The organism is Flavobacterium sp. GL_143 (assembly GCF_057834355.1).
Genome location: NZ_CM174401.1, coordinates 4448075 through 4465200, shown reverse-complemented (window position 1 = coordinate 4465200; position 17126 = coordinate 4448075). Strand labels below are relative to the sequence as shown.

Sequence of the window (17126 nt, the reverse complement as noted above, 5' to 3'; positions counted from 1 at the left end):
CACTTAGGCTCTAAAAGCTTTGAATCTGCAAAATAGAATGTTATATAATATATAAGCAATAGAACCTTAATTTACACAACTACAGTTACTTGATCTATTCTTAAAATCAAATCCAATAGTTAACATATGTGTTCCTGAGTTATGATTTTGAAGTTGATTTAAACTAATATTAAAGGAGTAAGCGGCATAAAACTTATTTTGTCTGAATCCTACTAAGGGTGCGATTGAATTGGGCTTAAATGATTGATCTGCTAACAATCGGAAGTTTATACCTCCCCAAATATAGTTTTCACCAGTCATTTTCCGAATCTTAAGGTTAAGATCAAGACTTGACCGACCATCGCTTTCGTATATTTGATATAGAATAGATGGTTCGTATTCTATAGAAGTAAATTTATTTTTTAAAAGAAATCCTGTATATAAATAATAGTTTCTAATATTCATTGGTTCTTTTAAGATTGTAGGTTTTACGGATTTATTTAAAATATTAACCGCATTGAAACTGACGAAAAAATTTTCTAAACGATATAAAAAGCTTAAATCAAAATTTGAGTTATTTACATTATAAGACTGGACACTCGGATCAGATGTGTTAATGTCGGATATATCAATATTAAAATTTGTAAACTTATAAGAGAGCCCAAATGACAAATACTGATTATTAAACTCTGATAAAGTAATATGATGAGCATAAGTTAACTGTCCTCCCTTTTGAGAAGTATTTCTATTTTTATCATTAAAAAAAATGGCACCAATGCCTGAGCGATCTGCAATTCTGGCATCAAAGGATAATGACTGTGTTTGTGGTGCATCTTCTACTCCTAACCATTGTGTTTCGCCAGTAAGACGTATTTTATAAAATTCACCAATACCCGCGTAGGCTCCAGCAATAACATACGGATTATCTGCTAAATATTGGCTAGTTGGTGCTAGTTGTAATTCTTGCCCATAAGTGGGAAGACTAGCTATTATGAAAAGTAATAATACTATTTTGTTTGTTTTTTTCATTTTATCTAAATAAAGTCATTCCGCCAATAAATTCTCTTCTATCCTTATCATTATTAGTTTTAATAACGTACCAATAATCCCCGGTAGGCAAAGGTTTCCCTTGATATGTACCATCCCATCCCATTGTTGTATTCCCTTTAAAATTCATGATTAATCTCTGATATCTATCAAATATTGAAACTTCTAAATTTGGATAATCTTCTATTCTTGTAGGATACCAATAATCATTACTTCCATTTCCATCTGGTGAGAAAAATTTAGGAAATTCTATTCCTTCATAAGCTAAATATGCTGTTTCAGTAGAGAAACAACCTTTGTTATCTTTAACATAAATGGTATAATTTCCAGAGTGATCAATCTTAAAAATTGGATTGGAGGCATAACTATTAGCGCTATTAATGCTATATTGATAAGGAGCAGTACCACCTGATGCAACAATTGTATATTGATTAACTCCTGTTTCGGAAAAAGAAAAATCTGGATTCTCAATATTTTGTGTAACTAAAACAGTATCACTAGAAGCACATCCCAAAATACTATTTGTGACTGTTAAAGTATAGACTCCACTGGAACTAACAACAGGAGTTAAAGTATTGGCACCACTATCGATAGTTCCCCCAGTCCATAAATAAGTAACACCCGAAATATCAGAACCAGCTCCATTAAGCATAATTGTTGATGAAGCACAAGTAATTATAGCTGGACTACCTGCTTCTGCAATGGGAGCTGTTTGAATATTTAAGGTTACAATAGCTGTAGCGGTTTGGCTGCAAGGAGAACTACTATTTACAGTATAAGTATAAATATTACCAACATTAGTCCAGATACCACCTGCATCTGGAGTTCCACCTAACTGAGCAAACAATTGTGCATTGGTAGGAGTAGTTCCTGAGCATAAAGTCAACGTTCCGTTTGTTCCTGCATTTGGAGTTGTTTGCCTATTTATAGTTACAGTAGCTGTAGCAGCTAGATTGCAAGGAGAAACAGCATTTACAGTATAAGTATAAATATTACCAACATTAGTCCAAATACCACCTGCATCTGGCGTTCCGCGTAACTGAGCAAACAATTGTGCATTGGTAGGAGTCGTTCCAGAACATAAAGTTAACGTTCCGTTTGTTCCCGCATTCGGAGTTGTTTGCCTATTTATAGTTACAGTAGCTGTAGCAGATAGATTGCAAGGAGAACTACTATTTACAGTATAAGTATAAATATTGCCAACATTAGTCCAAACACCACCTGTATCTGGCGTTCCGCGTAACTGAGCAAACAATTGTGTATTGGTAGGAGTAGTTCCAGAACATAAAGTTAACGTTCCGTTTGTTCCCGCATTTGGAGTTGTTTGTCTATTTATAGTTACTGTAGCTGTAGCAGATAGATTGCAAGGAGAAACAGCATTTACAGTATAAGTATAAATATTGCCAACATTAGTCCAAACACCACCTGTATCTGGCGTTCCGCCTAACTGAGCAAACAATTGAGCATTGGTAGGGGCAGTTCCTGAGCATAAAGTTAAAGTTCCGTTTGTTCCCGCATTCGGAGTTGTTTGTCTATTTATAGTTACAGTAGCTGTAGCAGCTATATTGCAAGGAGAAACAGCATTTACAGTATAAGTATAAATATCACCAACATTAGTCCAAACACCACCAGTATCTGGCGTTCCGCCCAACTGAGCAAACAATTGTGCATTGGTAGGAGTAGTTCCAGAACATAAAGTCAAAGTTCCGTTTGTTCCCGCATTGGGAACAGCTTGCGTATTTAAGGTTACAGTAGCTGTAGCAGGTATATTGCAAGGAGAAACAGCATTTACAGTATAAGTATAAATATTACCAACATTAGTCCAAATACCACCTGTATCTGGCGTTCCGCCCAACTGAGTAAACAATTGAGCATTGGTAGGAGTAGTTCCTGAACATAAAGTCAACGTTCCATTTGTTCCTGCATTTGGAGTTGTTTGAATATTGATAGTCTTAGTTATTCCTGTTAGAGCCTGACTACAGATACCATCTGTAGTATTTGTTAAATTTAAAGTCGTATTAGAACTTACTGAAGGAATTGTTACCACTACAGAACCTGTTGTTCCTATTACAGCTGTTCCTGAAACGGCTCCTGTATAACTCACATTATCACCAGTTTTCCCAGTTATTGTAAAATTAGCATCCGATCCTAAGCAAATGGAATTTGGAGCTGTTAATGTTGGAACTGTTGGTAATGAATATGCTCCTGTAACATTAACAGTTACCGGAAGAGAACTACAACCTCCACCAGCTGTATTGGTTACAATTAACTTATAAGTGCCTGCAGCATCAACAATTGGATTTAATGTTGTTGCTCCGCTGACAATTGAGCCATCAGTCGTTGTCCATTGATAATCGATACCAGCACCGGTTGTCGAGCCTGTACCGTTTAGTGTAACCGAAGGACTCAAGCAAGTAATTACCGCTGTAGTAACTACTTGTGCTACCGGAATGCTACAAGTTGGTGCTGTACTAGTCTGGCAACTATATTTTTCAACGTCAAAACAAGTACCAAGACTACCTACTGGAGTTACAAAAATATCGACATTATCAGATGGTTGCAATCCAGTTACACTATAGGTTAAGACATTACCAATGGCTCCAATATTTTGGATTAGATTAGTATTTACTTGATAAGAAATCGTATAATCGGTAGCTCCCGCAACTGCTTCCCATAGAAAAGATACCGCATTTTGTGATGGTACTCCGCATGAAATTTTAGGCTTTAATATTGAATTTATACCAACCTGTATCTGTTCTTTTTTTATAATGTCTGTACTACCATCACAATCCTTAACCGTGCAGGTTACTTCATAAATACCTGCATTAATTGTTTGCGCATTGGTAATACTCGGATTTTGGGTTGTATTAGAATAGCCGTTGGGTCCAGTCCATGAATAAGTAGTACCTGTAGGTAAAGTTCCGTTTACTTTTAAATCGATAATGCTGTTGGCACAAAGAGAAATTGGCGTAACAACGCTAGGCTCAAGAACCACGCTAGGAGTAACCACTAGTTCTTTGGTTCTTGTAATCAGGCAATCAAAAGAAGTAATTTCTAAGGTATAAATACCAGCATCTTGAGGTGTTACAGCGGAGATAGTATATTTATTAGACGTAGAAACGACTGTCCCCAATGGATTCTTCCATTTATAAGTAACTCTGGAATCTGTATCGAGATACTTTGGGAAATTATTTTCTACACTAAAATCTGCTTGGTATCCTTCGCATAATAGGGTAGGCATAGACTCGGTATAAAGTATATCTTCAAAATCATCTACATTAAACAAAAACATTTGTACACCCGAAACAGTACTTCCGTATGTAATATTCCTGAAGCCTATTTTTTGAGGTTTAGAACAATCACTGTTTACATAAATAGCATGCACTTTTCCAGGTTTAGAGTAGCGGGTATCAACTCTTCCTGCTTTAAATTGTGATTGGGTTTCGGCAATAGATGTCCAAATTCTTGGAGCGATGAGAGTTCCGTTATTTATAGTAATAGCCGTTTCTTCTCCTGCTATTGGGCTCACAGTATTTTTTTGTTCTACGTACATTTTACCTAAAACAGGAGTATCATCATTATTGCGCACCCCAGCATATAAGCCATCTTTACCTATAAAACCATTGCCATGTAATCGGTAGTATTTACCTTTAACGGCCCCACCAGATTGAAATTCAATATTATAAATATATAAACCAGTCGTTTGTATCTTGTAAATAATCCTGTCGGCATTAAGTCCCAATCCATTATACCAACTTCCATCGTTTATTCCCCCATTAGTGATTGCACGATCTGCAGATGTTGTGTACAAGCCATGACCATCTATTCCTGTTGGAAAACAAGGCGTACCTGTTAAACTTGGTGGCAAACAAGGACCTTGATTAGGTCCATAATATCCAGCATCATTGTTTCTAAAATTTAGCGTGTTATTAACCGCTCCAGTAGTATAATTTACTATATCAATTTTTCCAGATGAATTATTAAGTTGATGAAACCAACGTTGGGTAATATTACCAGAGTTATCTAATTTATCCCAGGACCACTCGTTTCCTCCAGGTAAATTTTGAGTTTCAATTAAATGGATTCTATTATCATGTCCCATATCGCGCACTCCATCGGCACCCTGAAAACTAAGCATATGCACTTTTTTCCCTGGGATCACTTTACAATCTAAAACACGTTGTTTGTCTATCCACAAATTGGTTTCTTTTTCTTCAACCTTAGGCAGTACCGTACTAAAAATGTCCACGAGTAAAGATCGCGATGTTAACAGCGTATGATCGGCATTCATTCTTCTGTAATATTCAGCATTGAATTTTTTGAAAACATCAGAATCTTCAACATACATTTTATAAAAAGCAGCCGAACTCGTACCATAGCGTTCCCAATGTGCTCCAATACCTTGATCACTTGACCAAAAATCAGTAGTGGTAAGTTGAGAGTGGTTCTGAAAATCATAATCCCAATCAAAGGCATAACCGTCCTCATGTCCCCAATGTTTATTTAGATAAGCAGTTCCTGCAGGGAAGTAATTAGGATATGCAGCAGCAAACTTATCCATTACAATCTGCGCAACACATTCTGCCATACCTTCTTCAAAACCACTTAAAGTATTTTGGTAATGCCAAAGATTATCAGAAGATAAACACACATTATCACGCCAGGCATGCAAAAGTTCATGAACCATTAAGCGTGGTTGAGTCATCTTACCAAAAGCATCAGCAGTATATTGAGTCGAAATCCAGTTAGGGCCATTATAAAATGTATTACTCCCAGAAGCATTACCATCATTCACTACATTTACTGTATAAGAGTGAGAAGACGGACCATATATTTGCGCTATAATGGGGATTACTTTACTGTAAAAGTCCATCATATTGGTAGCTTGCCAATTGGCAAAACCTCCCAATCCATTGACTCCAAATTGCGTCTCTATAGTAACATTTACCATATTGCCAGCTGTACCCAAATTTTGCCATGTAAAATTTAACGGACCAATCACTGTGTCTGTACCGCCATTTAATAAGTGAAAATAAAAATTTTGCCCTTGCATAAATGTAGTTCCCAAAGCGAGAGCCGTTAAACGTAATTCTTCATAGCTATAGCCGTAAGTCGTCTTATCTGTATTATTTAAACCTTGACTCCAACGAATATTTTGCGAATTAGGACCATTAGGAACTGAGCCTGTTCCGATAGAGAAGCTTGTAAATCCTCCAGTTTGCCAGTTTACAAAAGCACTATGAATACTTTCTACATTTCCTGTTATTCCTGTGGCTGCTACAGCCTTTAATTTGCTTTGTAGGTTTGATTTAATAGGAACCGGAGCAGGAACATTTGCCGGTTTACATCCCATTGGCAAAGTACCAGACTGTTGTACTTGAGCGACTAAAGTGAAGGAAAAAAAAGCAAACAAGGCTAGGATGTGTAATTTTTTCATTGCATAAAGTTGTAGGTTAATCGACAATGGACATGTTTTATCGAAGCACTACAAAATTAGTTTTGTCATGAAAAGAAAATAGTCATAAGTTATTCAGTATTGATATTAAATTAACATAAAAAATACACTTACAATAATTATTTACAATATATGTAGTATTAATCGTTGTTTTTGGTTTTCTGATTAATGAGAGATGAGGTATGGTTTATTAGTTGATGTAAGAGATCAAGCATTATAATCTGATTTAAACTTAGAACTAAATAAAAAATTAAAATAACGGCTGGGATCTCAAAGCCCGCTTCAAAAAAGTGATAAAAAAAATTAAATGACACTGTTTCTTTTTAGCTTGAATGTGGTCAACTCAAGAACTTTTATATATTTGTTGCGCCTTATAAATCAGTTTTTTATTGGGAATAAATGAACATTATTTATAAAATTATAACATATATAACAATGAATTTGAACACCAAATACGGGAAGAAAGAATTCCTGAAGCTATAAAAAATGTTTTTATTTTGAATGACCTGAACTAAGAGAATTACTTTATTTATTATCCATTCCATTGGAAGGAGTCTGAGAAGAATTGGATTTTAAGCAATATAAATTAATAGATTTTATCTTCAGAAGTTGTTCAGAATAAGCCGTTTTTATTTTGTGGATATTTAACTTAATTTATTAGAATGAGAACAATTTCTAAATTACTAGTTGCAAATAGAGGAGAGATTGCACTACGTATTTTTCGCGCTGCCGCGGAATTAAAAATTAAAACTGTAGCTATTTATACCTATGAAGATAGGTATTCCCTGCACCGTTACAAAGCCGATGAGGCGTATCAGATAGGCAAAGATACAGACCCCCTAAAGCCCTATCTTGATATTGATGAAATCATTAAAGTTGCCAAAGCTGAAGGAATCGATGCTATTCATCCTGGGTATGGTTTTTTATCAGAGAATGTACTATTTGCTACTAAATGTGCCGAGAATGGTATTTTATGGATTGGACCCAATCCAGAAGTCATGGAACAATTAGGTGATAAAGTGGCTGCCAAAAAAATTGCACTTGCTGCCAATGTACCTTTAATTGAAGACAGTAAGATAGACCTTTCTTCATTTTCTATTGCTCAGGAAGAAGCAAATCGCATTGGATATCCTTTGATGCTAAAAGCTGCTGCAGGCGGAGGAGGGCGCGGTATGCGAGTGGTTAGAAAGGCCAATCAGTTAGAAGCTTTGTTCAACGAAGCAAAAAGAGAAGCAAAAACAGCTTTTGGAGATGATACGTTATTCCTTGAAAAATTCATTGAAAATCCCAAACATATCGAAGTACAATTATTAGGAGATAATTATGGAAATATTGTCCATTTATTTGAACGTGATTGTAGTGTTCAGCGAAGATTTCAAAAAGTGGTTGAAATTGCTCCAGCCCCAAATTTAAAACAAGAAACAAAAGATAAGTTATATAAGTATGCACTTAGTATTGCAACTAAAGTAAACTATAATAATGCTGGAACGGTTGAATTTTTAGTCGATGCGGCAGAAAATATTTATTTTATAGAAGTAAATCCCCGCATTCAGGTAGAACATACCGTTACGGAGGAAGTAACAGGAATTGACATTGTTAGAAGTCAAATTCTTATTGCTTGTGGTCATAAACTCTCTAGTCCGGGAATTTATATTATGGGACAAGAAAGTTTAAAATGTAGTGGTTTTGCAATTCAATGCAGGATTACTACCGAAGATCCAGCAAATGATTTTACACCCGATTATGGGACAATTATTGCATATCGAAATGCTGGAGGTTATGGTATCAGAATAGATGAAGGTAGCTCATATTCGGGAGTTAAGATTTCGCCTTTTTTTGATTCTATGCTCGTAAAGATTACTGCCAGAGGAAGAACATTAGAAGGAACGAGCCAACGTCTTTTAAGAACGCTGAAAGAATTTACTATTGAAGGAGTAAAAACCAATATTCCTTTTTTAGAAAATTTAATTGTACATCCTGATTTTCAGGCAGGAAATATCACGGTGAATTTTATAGGAGATAATCCGTCATTGATGAAAATCAAAAGAAAATCTGATAATGTAACCAAGAATTTGGCATTTATTGGAAATATAATTGTCAATGGTAATGCAGATGTTCCTTTTATCGTTCCTGAGAAAAAATTTATGACACCAAAATTACCAATTCCATCAAGTGCCTTTCATGCTAATGGAACCAAACAACTACTAGATCAGTTAAAACCTAAAGGATTTTCGAACTGGATCAAAGAGCAAAAACAAATTTTGTATACAGATTGTACTATGCGAGATGCACACCAGTCATTACTTGCAACCAGAGTGCGTACGATCGATATGATGCCTTTTGCAGAAACATTTACAAAAGACTTTCCGCAAATGTTTTCTATGGAAGTTTGGGGAGGAGCGACATTTGATGTTGCGATGCGATTTTTGAATGAATGTCCTTGGAGTCGTTTGGAACAAATGCGAAAAGCAATGCCCAATGTACTGTTGCAAATGTTGATTAGAGGTTCTAATGGAGTAGGTTATACGGCATATCCTGATAACTTGGTTGAAAAATTTATTGAAGTATCCGCTCAAAAAGGGATAGATGTTTTTAGGATTTTCGATTCATTAAACAGTATCGACAATATGAAAAACAGTATTAATGCCGTACTTACAAATACAGATTCCCTTGCCGAAGTATGTATGGGCTATTCAGGAGATATCTTAAATCCTGAGCGTCCAAAATTTAATCTCAACTATTATTTAGATCTCGCTAAGAGAATAGAAGATACAGGAGCTCATATTCTTTGTATAAAAGATATGGCAGGTTTATTGAAACCGTATGCTGCCGAAAAATTAATTACCGAGTTAAAAAAATCTATTGACATTCCAATACATTTGCACACGCATGATACAGCAGGAATCCAGTCTGCAACCTATCTCAAAGCAGTAGAGGCAGGGGTTGATATTATAGATGTTGCATTATCCTCTATGTCAGGACTTACCTCACAACCCAATTTTAATGTATTTGCAGAAGCCTTAAAAGGAACTCCTCGTGATTCGGGGCTTGATGTCGAAAAACTAAATCAATACAGTAATTACTGGGAAGATATCAGGGAGTATTATTACCCTTTTGAGTCCGATTTAAAATCAAGTACGGCTGAAGTCTACAAGCATGAAATTCCTGGCGGACAATATTCTAATCTTAAACCTCAGGCTTATTCCTTGGGCTTAGAAACCAGAATGACAGCTATTAAACAAGCATATCAGGATGCCAATAGTTTGCTTGGAGATATTATTAAAGTAACACCATCCTCTAAAGTAGTGGGTGATCTGGCGATGTTTATGGTAAGTAGTAACCTGAGCAAGCAAGATGTTTTAGATCAAGGCACCACCTTGTCCTTTCCTAATTCTGTAAAAGGAATGCTTAAAGGAGAGTTAGGGCAACCAGACGGCGGATGGCCAATTGATTTTCAGCAAATGGTTCTCAAAAAAGAAAAACCATTTTTAGATTTGCCCAATGCACATTTAACTCCTATAGATTTTGATAATGAATTTGAAGCTTTTCAGGAAAAATTTTCATCATCCTGCACATTAGCTGATTTTATATCTTACCAATTTTATCCAAAAGTTTTTGAAGATTATTTTAAAACTATCGAAAAATATGGAGATGTGAGTGTAATTCCTTCGACTACATTTTTCTACGGATTAAAACCTAATGAAGAAGTAATCGTTAATATCTCGGAAGGAAAATCTATTATTGTAAAATTTTTGTATAAGTCAGAACCTGATTTACAAGGTGTCAGAACAGTCTATTTTAAGCTTAATGGCCAGACAAAAGCTATTGAAATAAAGGATAAGTCTATAAAGACAATGAATGTTCAGAACCGAAAGGCATTAACTGCTGCTGAAATTGGCGCTCCTTTACCAGGATTGCTGAGTAAAATATGGATCAAAGAGGGAGAGGAAATCAAACAAGACCAACCTTTATTTACTATTGAAGCCATGAAAATGGAAAATACAGTATTAGGAAAGTCTGGAATAATCCATAAAATCCATCTCAATGAAAATAGTTTGGTAGAAAAAGGAGATTTACTTATTGAGTATCTTGTTGAATAACATACTTATGTCAACTTTCAGTTTCGTCTAATAAAAAAAGCTCTTTTGTAACAAAAGAGCTTTTTTTTATAATTGATTTTGACCAATTAATTTTTAAACAACTTAAATACTTATTATTCGATTCTGACAGATGTGACAGAACTATGTTTTGTACGATTCCTTTTTTAACTTATCTTCGCTGTTTATACATTTGTGAGTACATTTAACTCATTTAAAAAATCTAATTTGTGAAAGAAAAACATGAAGACGTAAAAGAGAATCAGCTTAAACGTGGGCTGACTAACCGCCACATTCAGTTAATTGCCTTAGGCGGATCAATAGGAACAGGTCTTTTCCTAGGTATTGGTCCAGCAGCTGTATTAGCAGGGCCATCTGTTATTTTAGGATATGCTGTTGCCGGAATTATCGCTTTTTTTATTATGAGACAACTTGGCGAAATGGTTGTTGAAGAACCTGTTTCAGGAAGCTTTAGTCACTTTGCCTATAAGTATTGTGGTTCTTTTGCAGGTTTTGCATCAGGTTGGAACTATTGGATTTTATATATTTTAGTTAGTATGGCTGAACTTACAGCCATTGGTGTTTATGTACAGTTTTGGTGGCCTGAAATTCCGCTGTGGGCATCCAGTTTATTTTTCTTCCTGGTTATTAATGCTTTAAATTTTGCCTCTGTAAAAGTTTACGGAGAAACTGAATTTTGGTTTTCAATCATAAAAGTTGTCGCAATTATTGCAATGATTCTCTTTGGTACTTACTTGCTAATAAGTGGTACAGGAGGAGAACATGCTACAATTCATAATTTGTATAACGATGGAGGCTTCTTTCCAAAAGGAGTTTTTGAAAAAACGGGAGATGGTAATTTTCAGGGTTTATTATCAGCAATGGCTCTAATTATGTTCTCCTTTGGAGGTTTAGAACTAATTGGGATTACGGCTGCTGAGGCAGAAAATCCAGAAAAAAATATTCCAAAAGCAACAAATCAGGTTATCTACAGAATCCTTATATTTTATGTTGGTGCCTTAGTAATTTTATTTGCTTTGTCACCTTGGCAACAAATTACTACAGATAGTAGTCCATTTGTAATGGTTTTTCAAAATTTAAACGGAATGGAGTTTGAGTTGTTTGGTAACAAAATATTTTTTACAAGCCTTATCGCTAATGTGCTTAATTTAATTGTATTAACTGCCGCTTTATCAGTATATAATAGTAGTGTATATAGTAACTCACGTATGTTATATGGTTTAGCAGACCAAGGCAATGCTCCTAAGTTTTTAATGAAGCTAAACAAACAATCGGTACCAATTAATGCTATTTTAATTTCTTCCTGCTTTGCAGCGATTTGTATTTTAATAAATAAGCTAATTCCAAAAGAGGCTTTTAGTATTTTAATGTCTTTAGTGGTGTCTTGTTTAATTATTAACTGGGTTATGATTTCTTATACGCATCTAAGATTTAGACGTTCAAAAGATAAGGAAGGTACAAAAACTAAGTTTGCTTCATTATTTTATCCAGTAAGTAATTACATCTGTTTTGTATTTTTATTAGGTATTTTATCAATCATGTGGATTACTAATATGAAGTTATCCGTAGAATTAATTCCTATTTGGTTAGGTATTCTTTTTGTATGTTATAAAGTTTTTAAAACAAAAAAATAAGTAGTTTTTACTACATCATTCTAGCTATCTGTGTACATCTGCTAAAATCTTTTAAAATCTGCGAGAAACAAAACTAATATCTTCTAAGTATGCAGATATTAGATTATTAAACTAGCAACTTTAATTAAAGGATTTAACACCTAGTCGACAAAGATTGGATTCGTGTTGCGGAGTTATTTACGAAGTAACTGGACCCAATGGGTTAAAAAAAACAGATACAATTAAGATTTATAGTAAAAGTAAAATAAAAAAACCTTGCTTAAATAAAATTAAGCAAGGTTTTTTTATTTATTATGGTGTCTAGTCCTGAAATAACGATACATAAAAAAACATCGTTATGAAAGAGCACTCAAATTATGTAAAGCGTAGTCAACGCGACTACAGTATGTCATTAAAGCTTCAAATTGTTAGTGATATTGAGAAAGGATTTATATCTATTACTCAGGCAAAGAAACAATATGGTATTCAAGCCCGTTCAACTGTTGTTCAGTGGCTTATAAAATTTGGTAACTTTGATTGGGAGAACCAAACCCCAATCAAAATGATAAAAACACCCGAACAAAAGATTATGGAGCTTGAAGCTCAAGTCAAACTTTTAGAGAAACAAAAGGCATTCTTAGAGAGACAGGCTTTTGTTGCTGACAAAAAAGCGATTCTGTTTGATATGATGATTGATTTAGCTGAAAAGGAATATCATATTGATATCCGAAAAAACTCTGTGCCCGAACAATCGCCCATTTCAGACAAAGAGAACGAGAAACAATAGCATTTACCTGTTTTTTGTTCGGGATAGACAGACAGGTTTATTATCGAAAAATTAGAAGAACAACATCCAGTCAGAATAAAGCCAAAGAAGTTGTATCATTGGTTCATAATATTAGATCAGTAATGCCTAGAATTGGTACTCGAAAGCTCTATTATCTTTTATTGGATCAACTCCATTTAATGAAGATTGGAAGAGATAAATTCTTTGATATACTCAGAGCTAATCATTTGTTGATAAAGCCTAAACGGTTATATCATGTAACAACCAACTCGCATCATCGCTTTAGAAAACATGAGAATTTAATTTTAGATTTAAATATAATCAGACCCGAACAAGTTTGGGTATCTGATATCACATATATTGGAAAAAGAGATAATCCTCGTTATTTAAGTTTAATTACTGATGCTTATTCCAAGAAGATAATGGGGTATTATGTAGCTGACAATTTAAATACTCAAAGCAGCATAAAAGCTTTAAAAATGGCTCTTAAGCAAAGAAAAAATTGCAATTTACCTTTGATACATCATTCTGATAGAGGAATTCAATATTGTGCTAATGAGTATCAAAATGAACTTATTAAAAACAAGATTTTATGTAGTATGACTCAAAACTCAGATCCTTATGAAAATGCAGTGGCTGAAAGAATAAATGGAATACTAAAACAAGAATTTTGGATTGATAAGTATAATTCAAGAGATAAAATTGTAAATAAAATTATTAAGGAATCAATTGCTGTTTATAATGAACTTAGACCTCATTATTCCAACTATATGCTGACCCCTAATCAAATGCATTCTCAAAACAAAATAAACATGAGAACATATAAAGCAAAAAACAGCAGTAAAAACGTTTTTACTGCTGTTTAATATTTTAATTTTATTTAATAATTCGTATCGTTTTTTTAGGACGAGACATGGGCTTATTTTTTAGATTCTTCCACAGATACTTTTCTAAACTCTTTTAATAGTTTTTCAATTTCTAAAGTTGATTTACGAGCTCTTGGTCCTGCTGCTTTCACACCTTTCTCGATTAATGATTCTGATTCAGTTTTGAATGTTTCGAATTCTGCATTGATTTTTGATACTAGATCTTTCATGATGTTATTTTTAATTTAAGAATCCAAAAATATTCTTTTTGCTCTTAATACATAAATTAGATGCAATTAATTTTACTCAATGCTTTTAATCTTTAAATCAATTACTTTAATTTCACCGTCGGTTAAGAATCCTAGTTTTCCTTGTTGGCTTAAATTACTTTTTTCTATAGAACACTCTAATGTCTTTTCATTATTAACAGAGAAGTATAATTGATTGTTCGTTACCCTAATTTTTACCGAATACCATTTGTCATTTTCTAATTTCATTGGCTTATTAAACAAAGTAGGGCCGCCGCGTTTTTCGTATTCGTCACTTCCTTCTTTATAAACACCTTTCCCTATTACAATATTCTGATCAATATTATACAAATACGTTCTTATATATTGTTCTTTATCAATGTTTAGCATTACCTCAAATAGAGATCCTTTGGTCATGTTTACTCTAAATTCGATTTCATAATTTTTTGAGAGTTTCTTTTTAGATTCTATAACTCCCCAATGCATTGGTCCTCCAGTACCTATCAAGGTATCTTTTTTTAGTAACCATTCTTTTGAGTTAAAATTCCAATTTGATTTCAGTTTAGAAGCTTGAACAATTTTATATTCTTTTTTTGCAGTTGAAATTGTGCTAGAACACGAAATCATAACAAGAGATAGTATCAATAAACCGAAATATTTATTCTTCATTTTTGTTTTTAGTAAATTTATAATTATTTTTTTTAAGTCTTTTAGAAAACATAATTTTTAAAGGTAATTACATAATTTTGTAATGCACGAAGCAACTAGCTTCTTAAATTATACTATGAGCAATATATTTTCTGACAGCAACCAAATTGGGATGGTATCAACTTTCTCTGATCTTGTACAGACCAGTTTCATGGGAGAAATGAATGCGCTATGCTGGCACAGAAATTTGGATGGAGATTTTAACGAGATTGTAACCCAACTAGGTTTAAAAGAAAATATAACCGAAGTTTATCCTGAAGATCTAATTGCACTCCAACTATCAGAAAAGGGGAGTATAGCAAGAGAAATAATCTTAAATGATTTACAATTATTAACTGATTTTGGTGCTTCGCCAGCTCTTAATTTACTGAAGTGCTATGAACGTGATGATGAATTTGATTTCATATCTACAGATGTGTATTCTTTTCATGTTGATCGTTCGCCTATTGCAACAGATACTTTTTTATGTACTTATCACGGAGCGGCAAGTGATATTGTTTCTAATTCGGAAGCAGCCCAAAAAATCCTGATTCCGGAAATACGAGCAAAGCTAAAAGGCCTCTATGACGGACCAGAGGAAGAATTCGAAGACTTCTTGAGGGAAAATTATTTTGATTTGCATTATCAGATACACGACGATGCAGAGCCTATTAATTTAGGCATAGGACATCTTTGGCGATTGGCTGTAGATCATCCAAAACAACAAGTGCTGCCTTGTATTCATAGAGCACCAATAGAAAATGAAGGAGAGTATAGGCTGTTGTTGATTTGTTAGGGAAATTGTTGAGACAATGTAGTTGAGAAAAGCTTATTTAAATCCTTGAAAACCGAATAGATTTATGGCAATAAGTAAAGTAGCTAATCACGAAACCTCTTAATAATAGTATTTAATTTTTCTTTATTTTTGCGTTTTTATTAAATATATCTTCATCCTCTTTCTGTTTTATCCAAGTAAGATCATTAGTTTTTGTGGTGTAATTCCAAATCCTTTCCAAGTCGTTCATATATTTATATTTAATGTAAATCATACCATCTTTAACGATATAATCGTCTATCTGATGATCTAAAACAAATTTTATATTCTTGTAAAAATTTGGTGGTGTTTCATTTCTTTCAGCGATTCGATAGAAGTCATTTTGAAAAAATACTATATTACGACTAAACACTTTAACTCCGTGTATGTCATTATTTAAGATTACAGGACGAAGTTCTACATATCTATTTTCCCAATAATAGTAACCAGAAAACAAAAGAACTAGAGTGATTAAGGTTATGTATATTTTCTTTTTCATGAATAAACCTCTTAATAATAGTATTTAATTCTCTTTATTTTCCTGATCTCTATGGAATTTAATAGAGTCTGTCTTTATAGTTTTTAAAACAGAATCTATTTTTTTTCTCCGAGAATCTACATACTCCTTTTCGGAAATAAGATTGATGCTATCCATTTCTCTTTTTATTTTAAAATACTTCGTAGAGATAGCTCTAGTAGTGTAATTCCAAACCATCTCCATGTCGTTCAGAAATTTATTTCGAACATAAATAATTCCATTTTCTTCAATATAATCCACTCTGGAATCATTCAATACCCATCTTATGTTCTTATAGTAACTTGGAGAAATCTCATTTGGTTTTGCAAATTTATAGTAGTCATTTTGAAAGAATACTATTTGGCGATCGTATCCTTTTGAAATTACCGGCTTAAGTTCGACGTATCTATTTTCCCAATAATAGTAACCAGAAAAGAAAAGAACTAGAGCAATTAAGGTTATGTATATTTTCTTTTTCATTTTAATGAATAAATCCCTTAATAATAGTTTTTATTTCTCTTTATTTTCCTGATCTCTATGGAATTTAATAGAGTCTGTCTTTATAGTTTTTAAAATAGATTCTATTATTGTTTTTTGAGAATCTGTACGTTTTTTGATTCTAATAAGATATAGACTATCTCTTTCTCTTTCTTGTTTAAAATATTTCGTAGAGATAGCTCTAGTGGTGTAATTCCAAACCATATCCATGTCGTTCAGGAATTTATTTCGAACATAAATAATTCCGTTTTCTTCTATATAATCTACTCTGGAATCATTCAAAACCCATTTTATGTTCTTATAGTAACTTGGAGAAATCTCATTTGGCTTGGCAAATTTGTAAAGATCATTGTCAAAAAACGTTATTTGTCGGGTGTAGTTTTCTTCTGCTAAAATTACTGGACGAAGTTCAATATACCTATTTTGCCAATAATAATAAGAGGCATATAAAAGAACTATAACTATTATTGATATGTATATTTTCTTTTTCATTATTC

General features: G+C 33.5%; 12 protein-coding genes. 5 read left to right on the top strand and 7 right to left on the bottom strand.

The features are described from left to right. Positions 1 to 66: 66 nt before the first annotated feature. A complete protein-coding gene (locus AC3IPI_RS18850) occupies positions 67 to 1008 on the bottom strand; it encodes a PorP/SprF family type IX secretion system membrane protein (protein WP_489154871.1) in 942 nt (313 codons plus the stop codon). A 1-nt stretch (position 1009) separates the two neighbouring features. After that, positions 1010 to 6463, bottom strand: a complete 5454-nt coding sequence (locus tag AC3IPI_RS18845; protein WP_489154869.1) for a T9SS type B sorting domain-containing protein — start codon at positions 6461 to 6463, stop codon at positions 1010 to 1012. 680 nt (positions 6464 to 7143) lie between these two features. Between AC3IPI_RS18845 and AC3IPI_RS18840 the strand changes: the two genes are divergently transcribed. The 4 genes from AC3IPI_RS18840 (at position 7144) to AC3IPI_RS18825 (ending at position 13865) form a co-directional block, all read left to right on the top strand. After that, entirely contained in the window at positions 7144 to 10581 is a 3438-nt protein-coding gene (locus tag AC3IPI_RS18840; protein ID WP_489154867.1) for a pyruvate carboxylase, read from the top strand. Positions 10582 to 10808: 227 nt separating this feature from the next. Next, a complete protein-coding gene (locus AC3IPI_RS18835) occupies positions 10809 to 12233 on the top strand; it encodes an amino acid permease (RefSeq protein WP_039116215.1) in 1425 nt (474 codons plus the stop codon). A 337-nt stretch (positions 12234 to 12570) separates the two neighbouring features. Continuing rightward, on the top strand, positions 12571 to 12999 hold the full coding sequence (locus AC3IPI_RS18830) for a transposase (RefSeq protein WP_489154864.1): 429 nt from the start codon (positions 12571 to 12573) through the stop codon (positions 12997 to 12999). 14 nt (positions 13000 to 13013) lie between these two features. Further along, the gene (locus tag AC3IPI_RS18825; RefSeq protein ID WP_489154862.1) at positions 13014 to 13865 is read left to right on the top strand and encodes an IS3 family transposase; all 852 of its coding nucleotides are present in this window, start codon (positions 13014 to 13016) and stop codon (positions 13863 to 13865) included. A gap of 53 nt (positions 13866 to 13918) precedes the next feature. On the opposite strand, the gene AC3IPI_RS18820 is transcribed toward AC3IPI_RS18825, so the two are convergent. Both AC3IPI_RS18820 and AC3IPI_RS18815 read right to left on the bottom strand, forming a co-directional pair. Next, entirely contained in the window at positions 13919 to 14095 is a 177-nt protein-coding gene (locus tag AC3IPI_RS18820) for a histone H1 (RefSeq protein WP_035621526.1), read from the bottom strand. Between the two features lie 72 nt (positions 14096 to 14167). Continuing rightward, positions 14168 to 14782, bottom strand: a complete 615-nt coding sequence (locus tag AC3IPI_RS18815; RefSeq protein ID WP_489154860.1) for a 3-keto-alpha-glucoside-1,2-lyase-like domain-containing protein — start codon at positions 14780 to 14782, stop codon at positions 14168 to 14170. A gap of 115 nt (positions 14783 to 14897) precedes the next feature. Here AC3IPI_RS18815 and AC3IPI_RS18810 point away from each other — a divergent pair, with 115 nt between their 5' ends. After that, positions 14898 to 15596, top strand: coding sequence for a DUF1826 domain-containing protein (locus AC3IPI_RS18810; RefSeq protein WP_489154858.1), 699 nt, complete (start codon positions 14898 to 14900; stop codon positions 15594 to 15596). A 112-nt stretch (positions 15597 to 15708) separates the two neighbouring features. On the opposite strand, the gene AC3IPI_RS18805 is transcribed toward AC3IPI_RS18810, so the two are convergent. The 3 genes from AC3IPI_RS18805 to AC3IPI_RS18795 are packed head-to-tail and all read right to left on the bottom strand — an operon-like array spanning position 15709 to position 17121. Continuing rightward, a complete protein-coding gene (locus AC3IPI_RS18805; protein WP_489154856.1) occupies positions 15709 to 16113 on the bottom strand; it encodes a hypothetical protein in 405 nt (134 codons plus the stop codon). A 24-nt stretch (positions 16114 to 16137) separates the two neighbouring features. Then, positions 16138 to 16611: a hypothetical protein gene (locus AC3IPI_RS18800; protein WP_489154854.1), complete on the bottom strand. Its 474-nt coding sequence runs from the start codon at positions 16609 to 16611 to the stop codon at positions 16138 to 16140. 30 nt (positions 16612 to 16641) lie between these two features. Further along, the gene (locus AC3IPI_RS18795; protein WP_489154852.1) at positions 16642 to 17121 is read right to left on the bottom strand and encodes a hypothetical protein; all 480 of its coding nucleotides are present in this window, start codon (positions 17119 to 17121) and stop codon (positions 16642 to 16644) included. Positions 17122 to 17126: the final 5 nt, after the last annotated feature.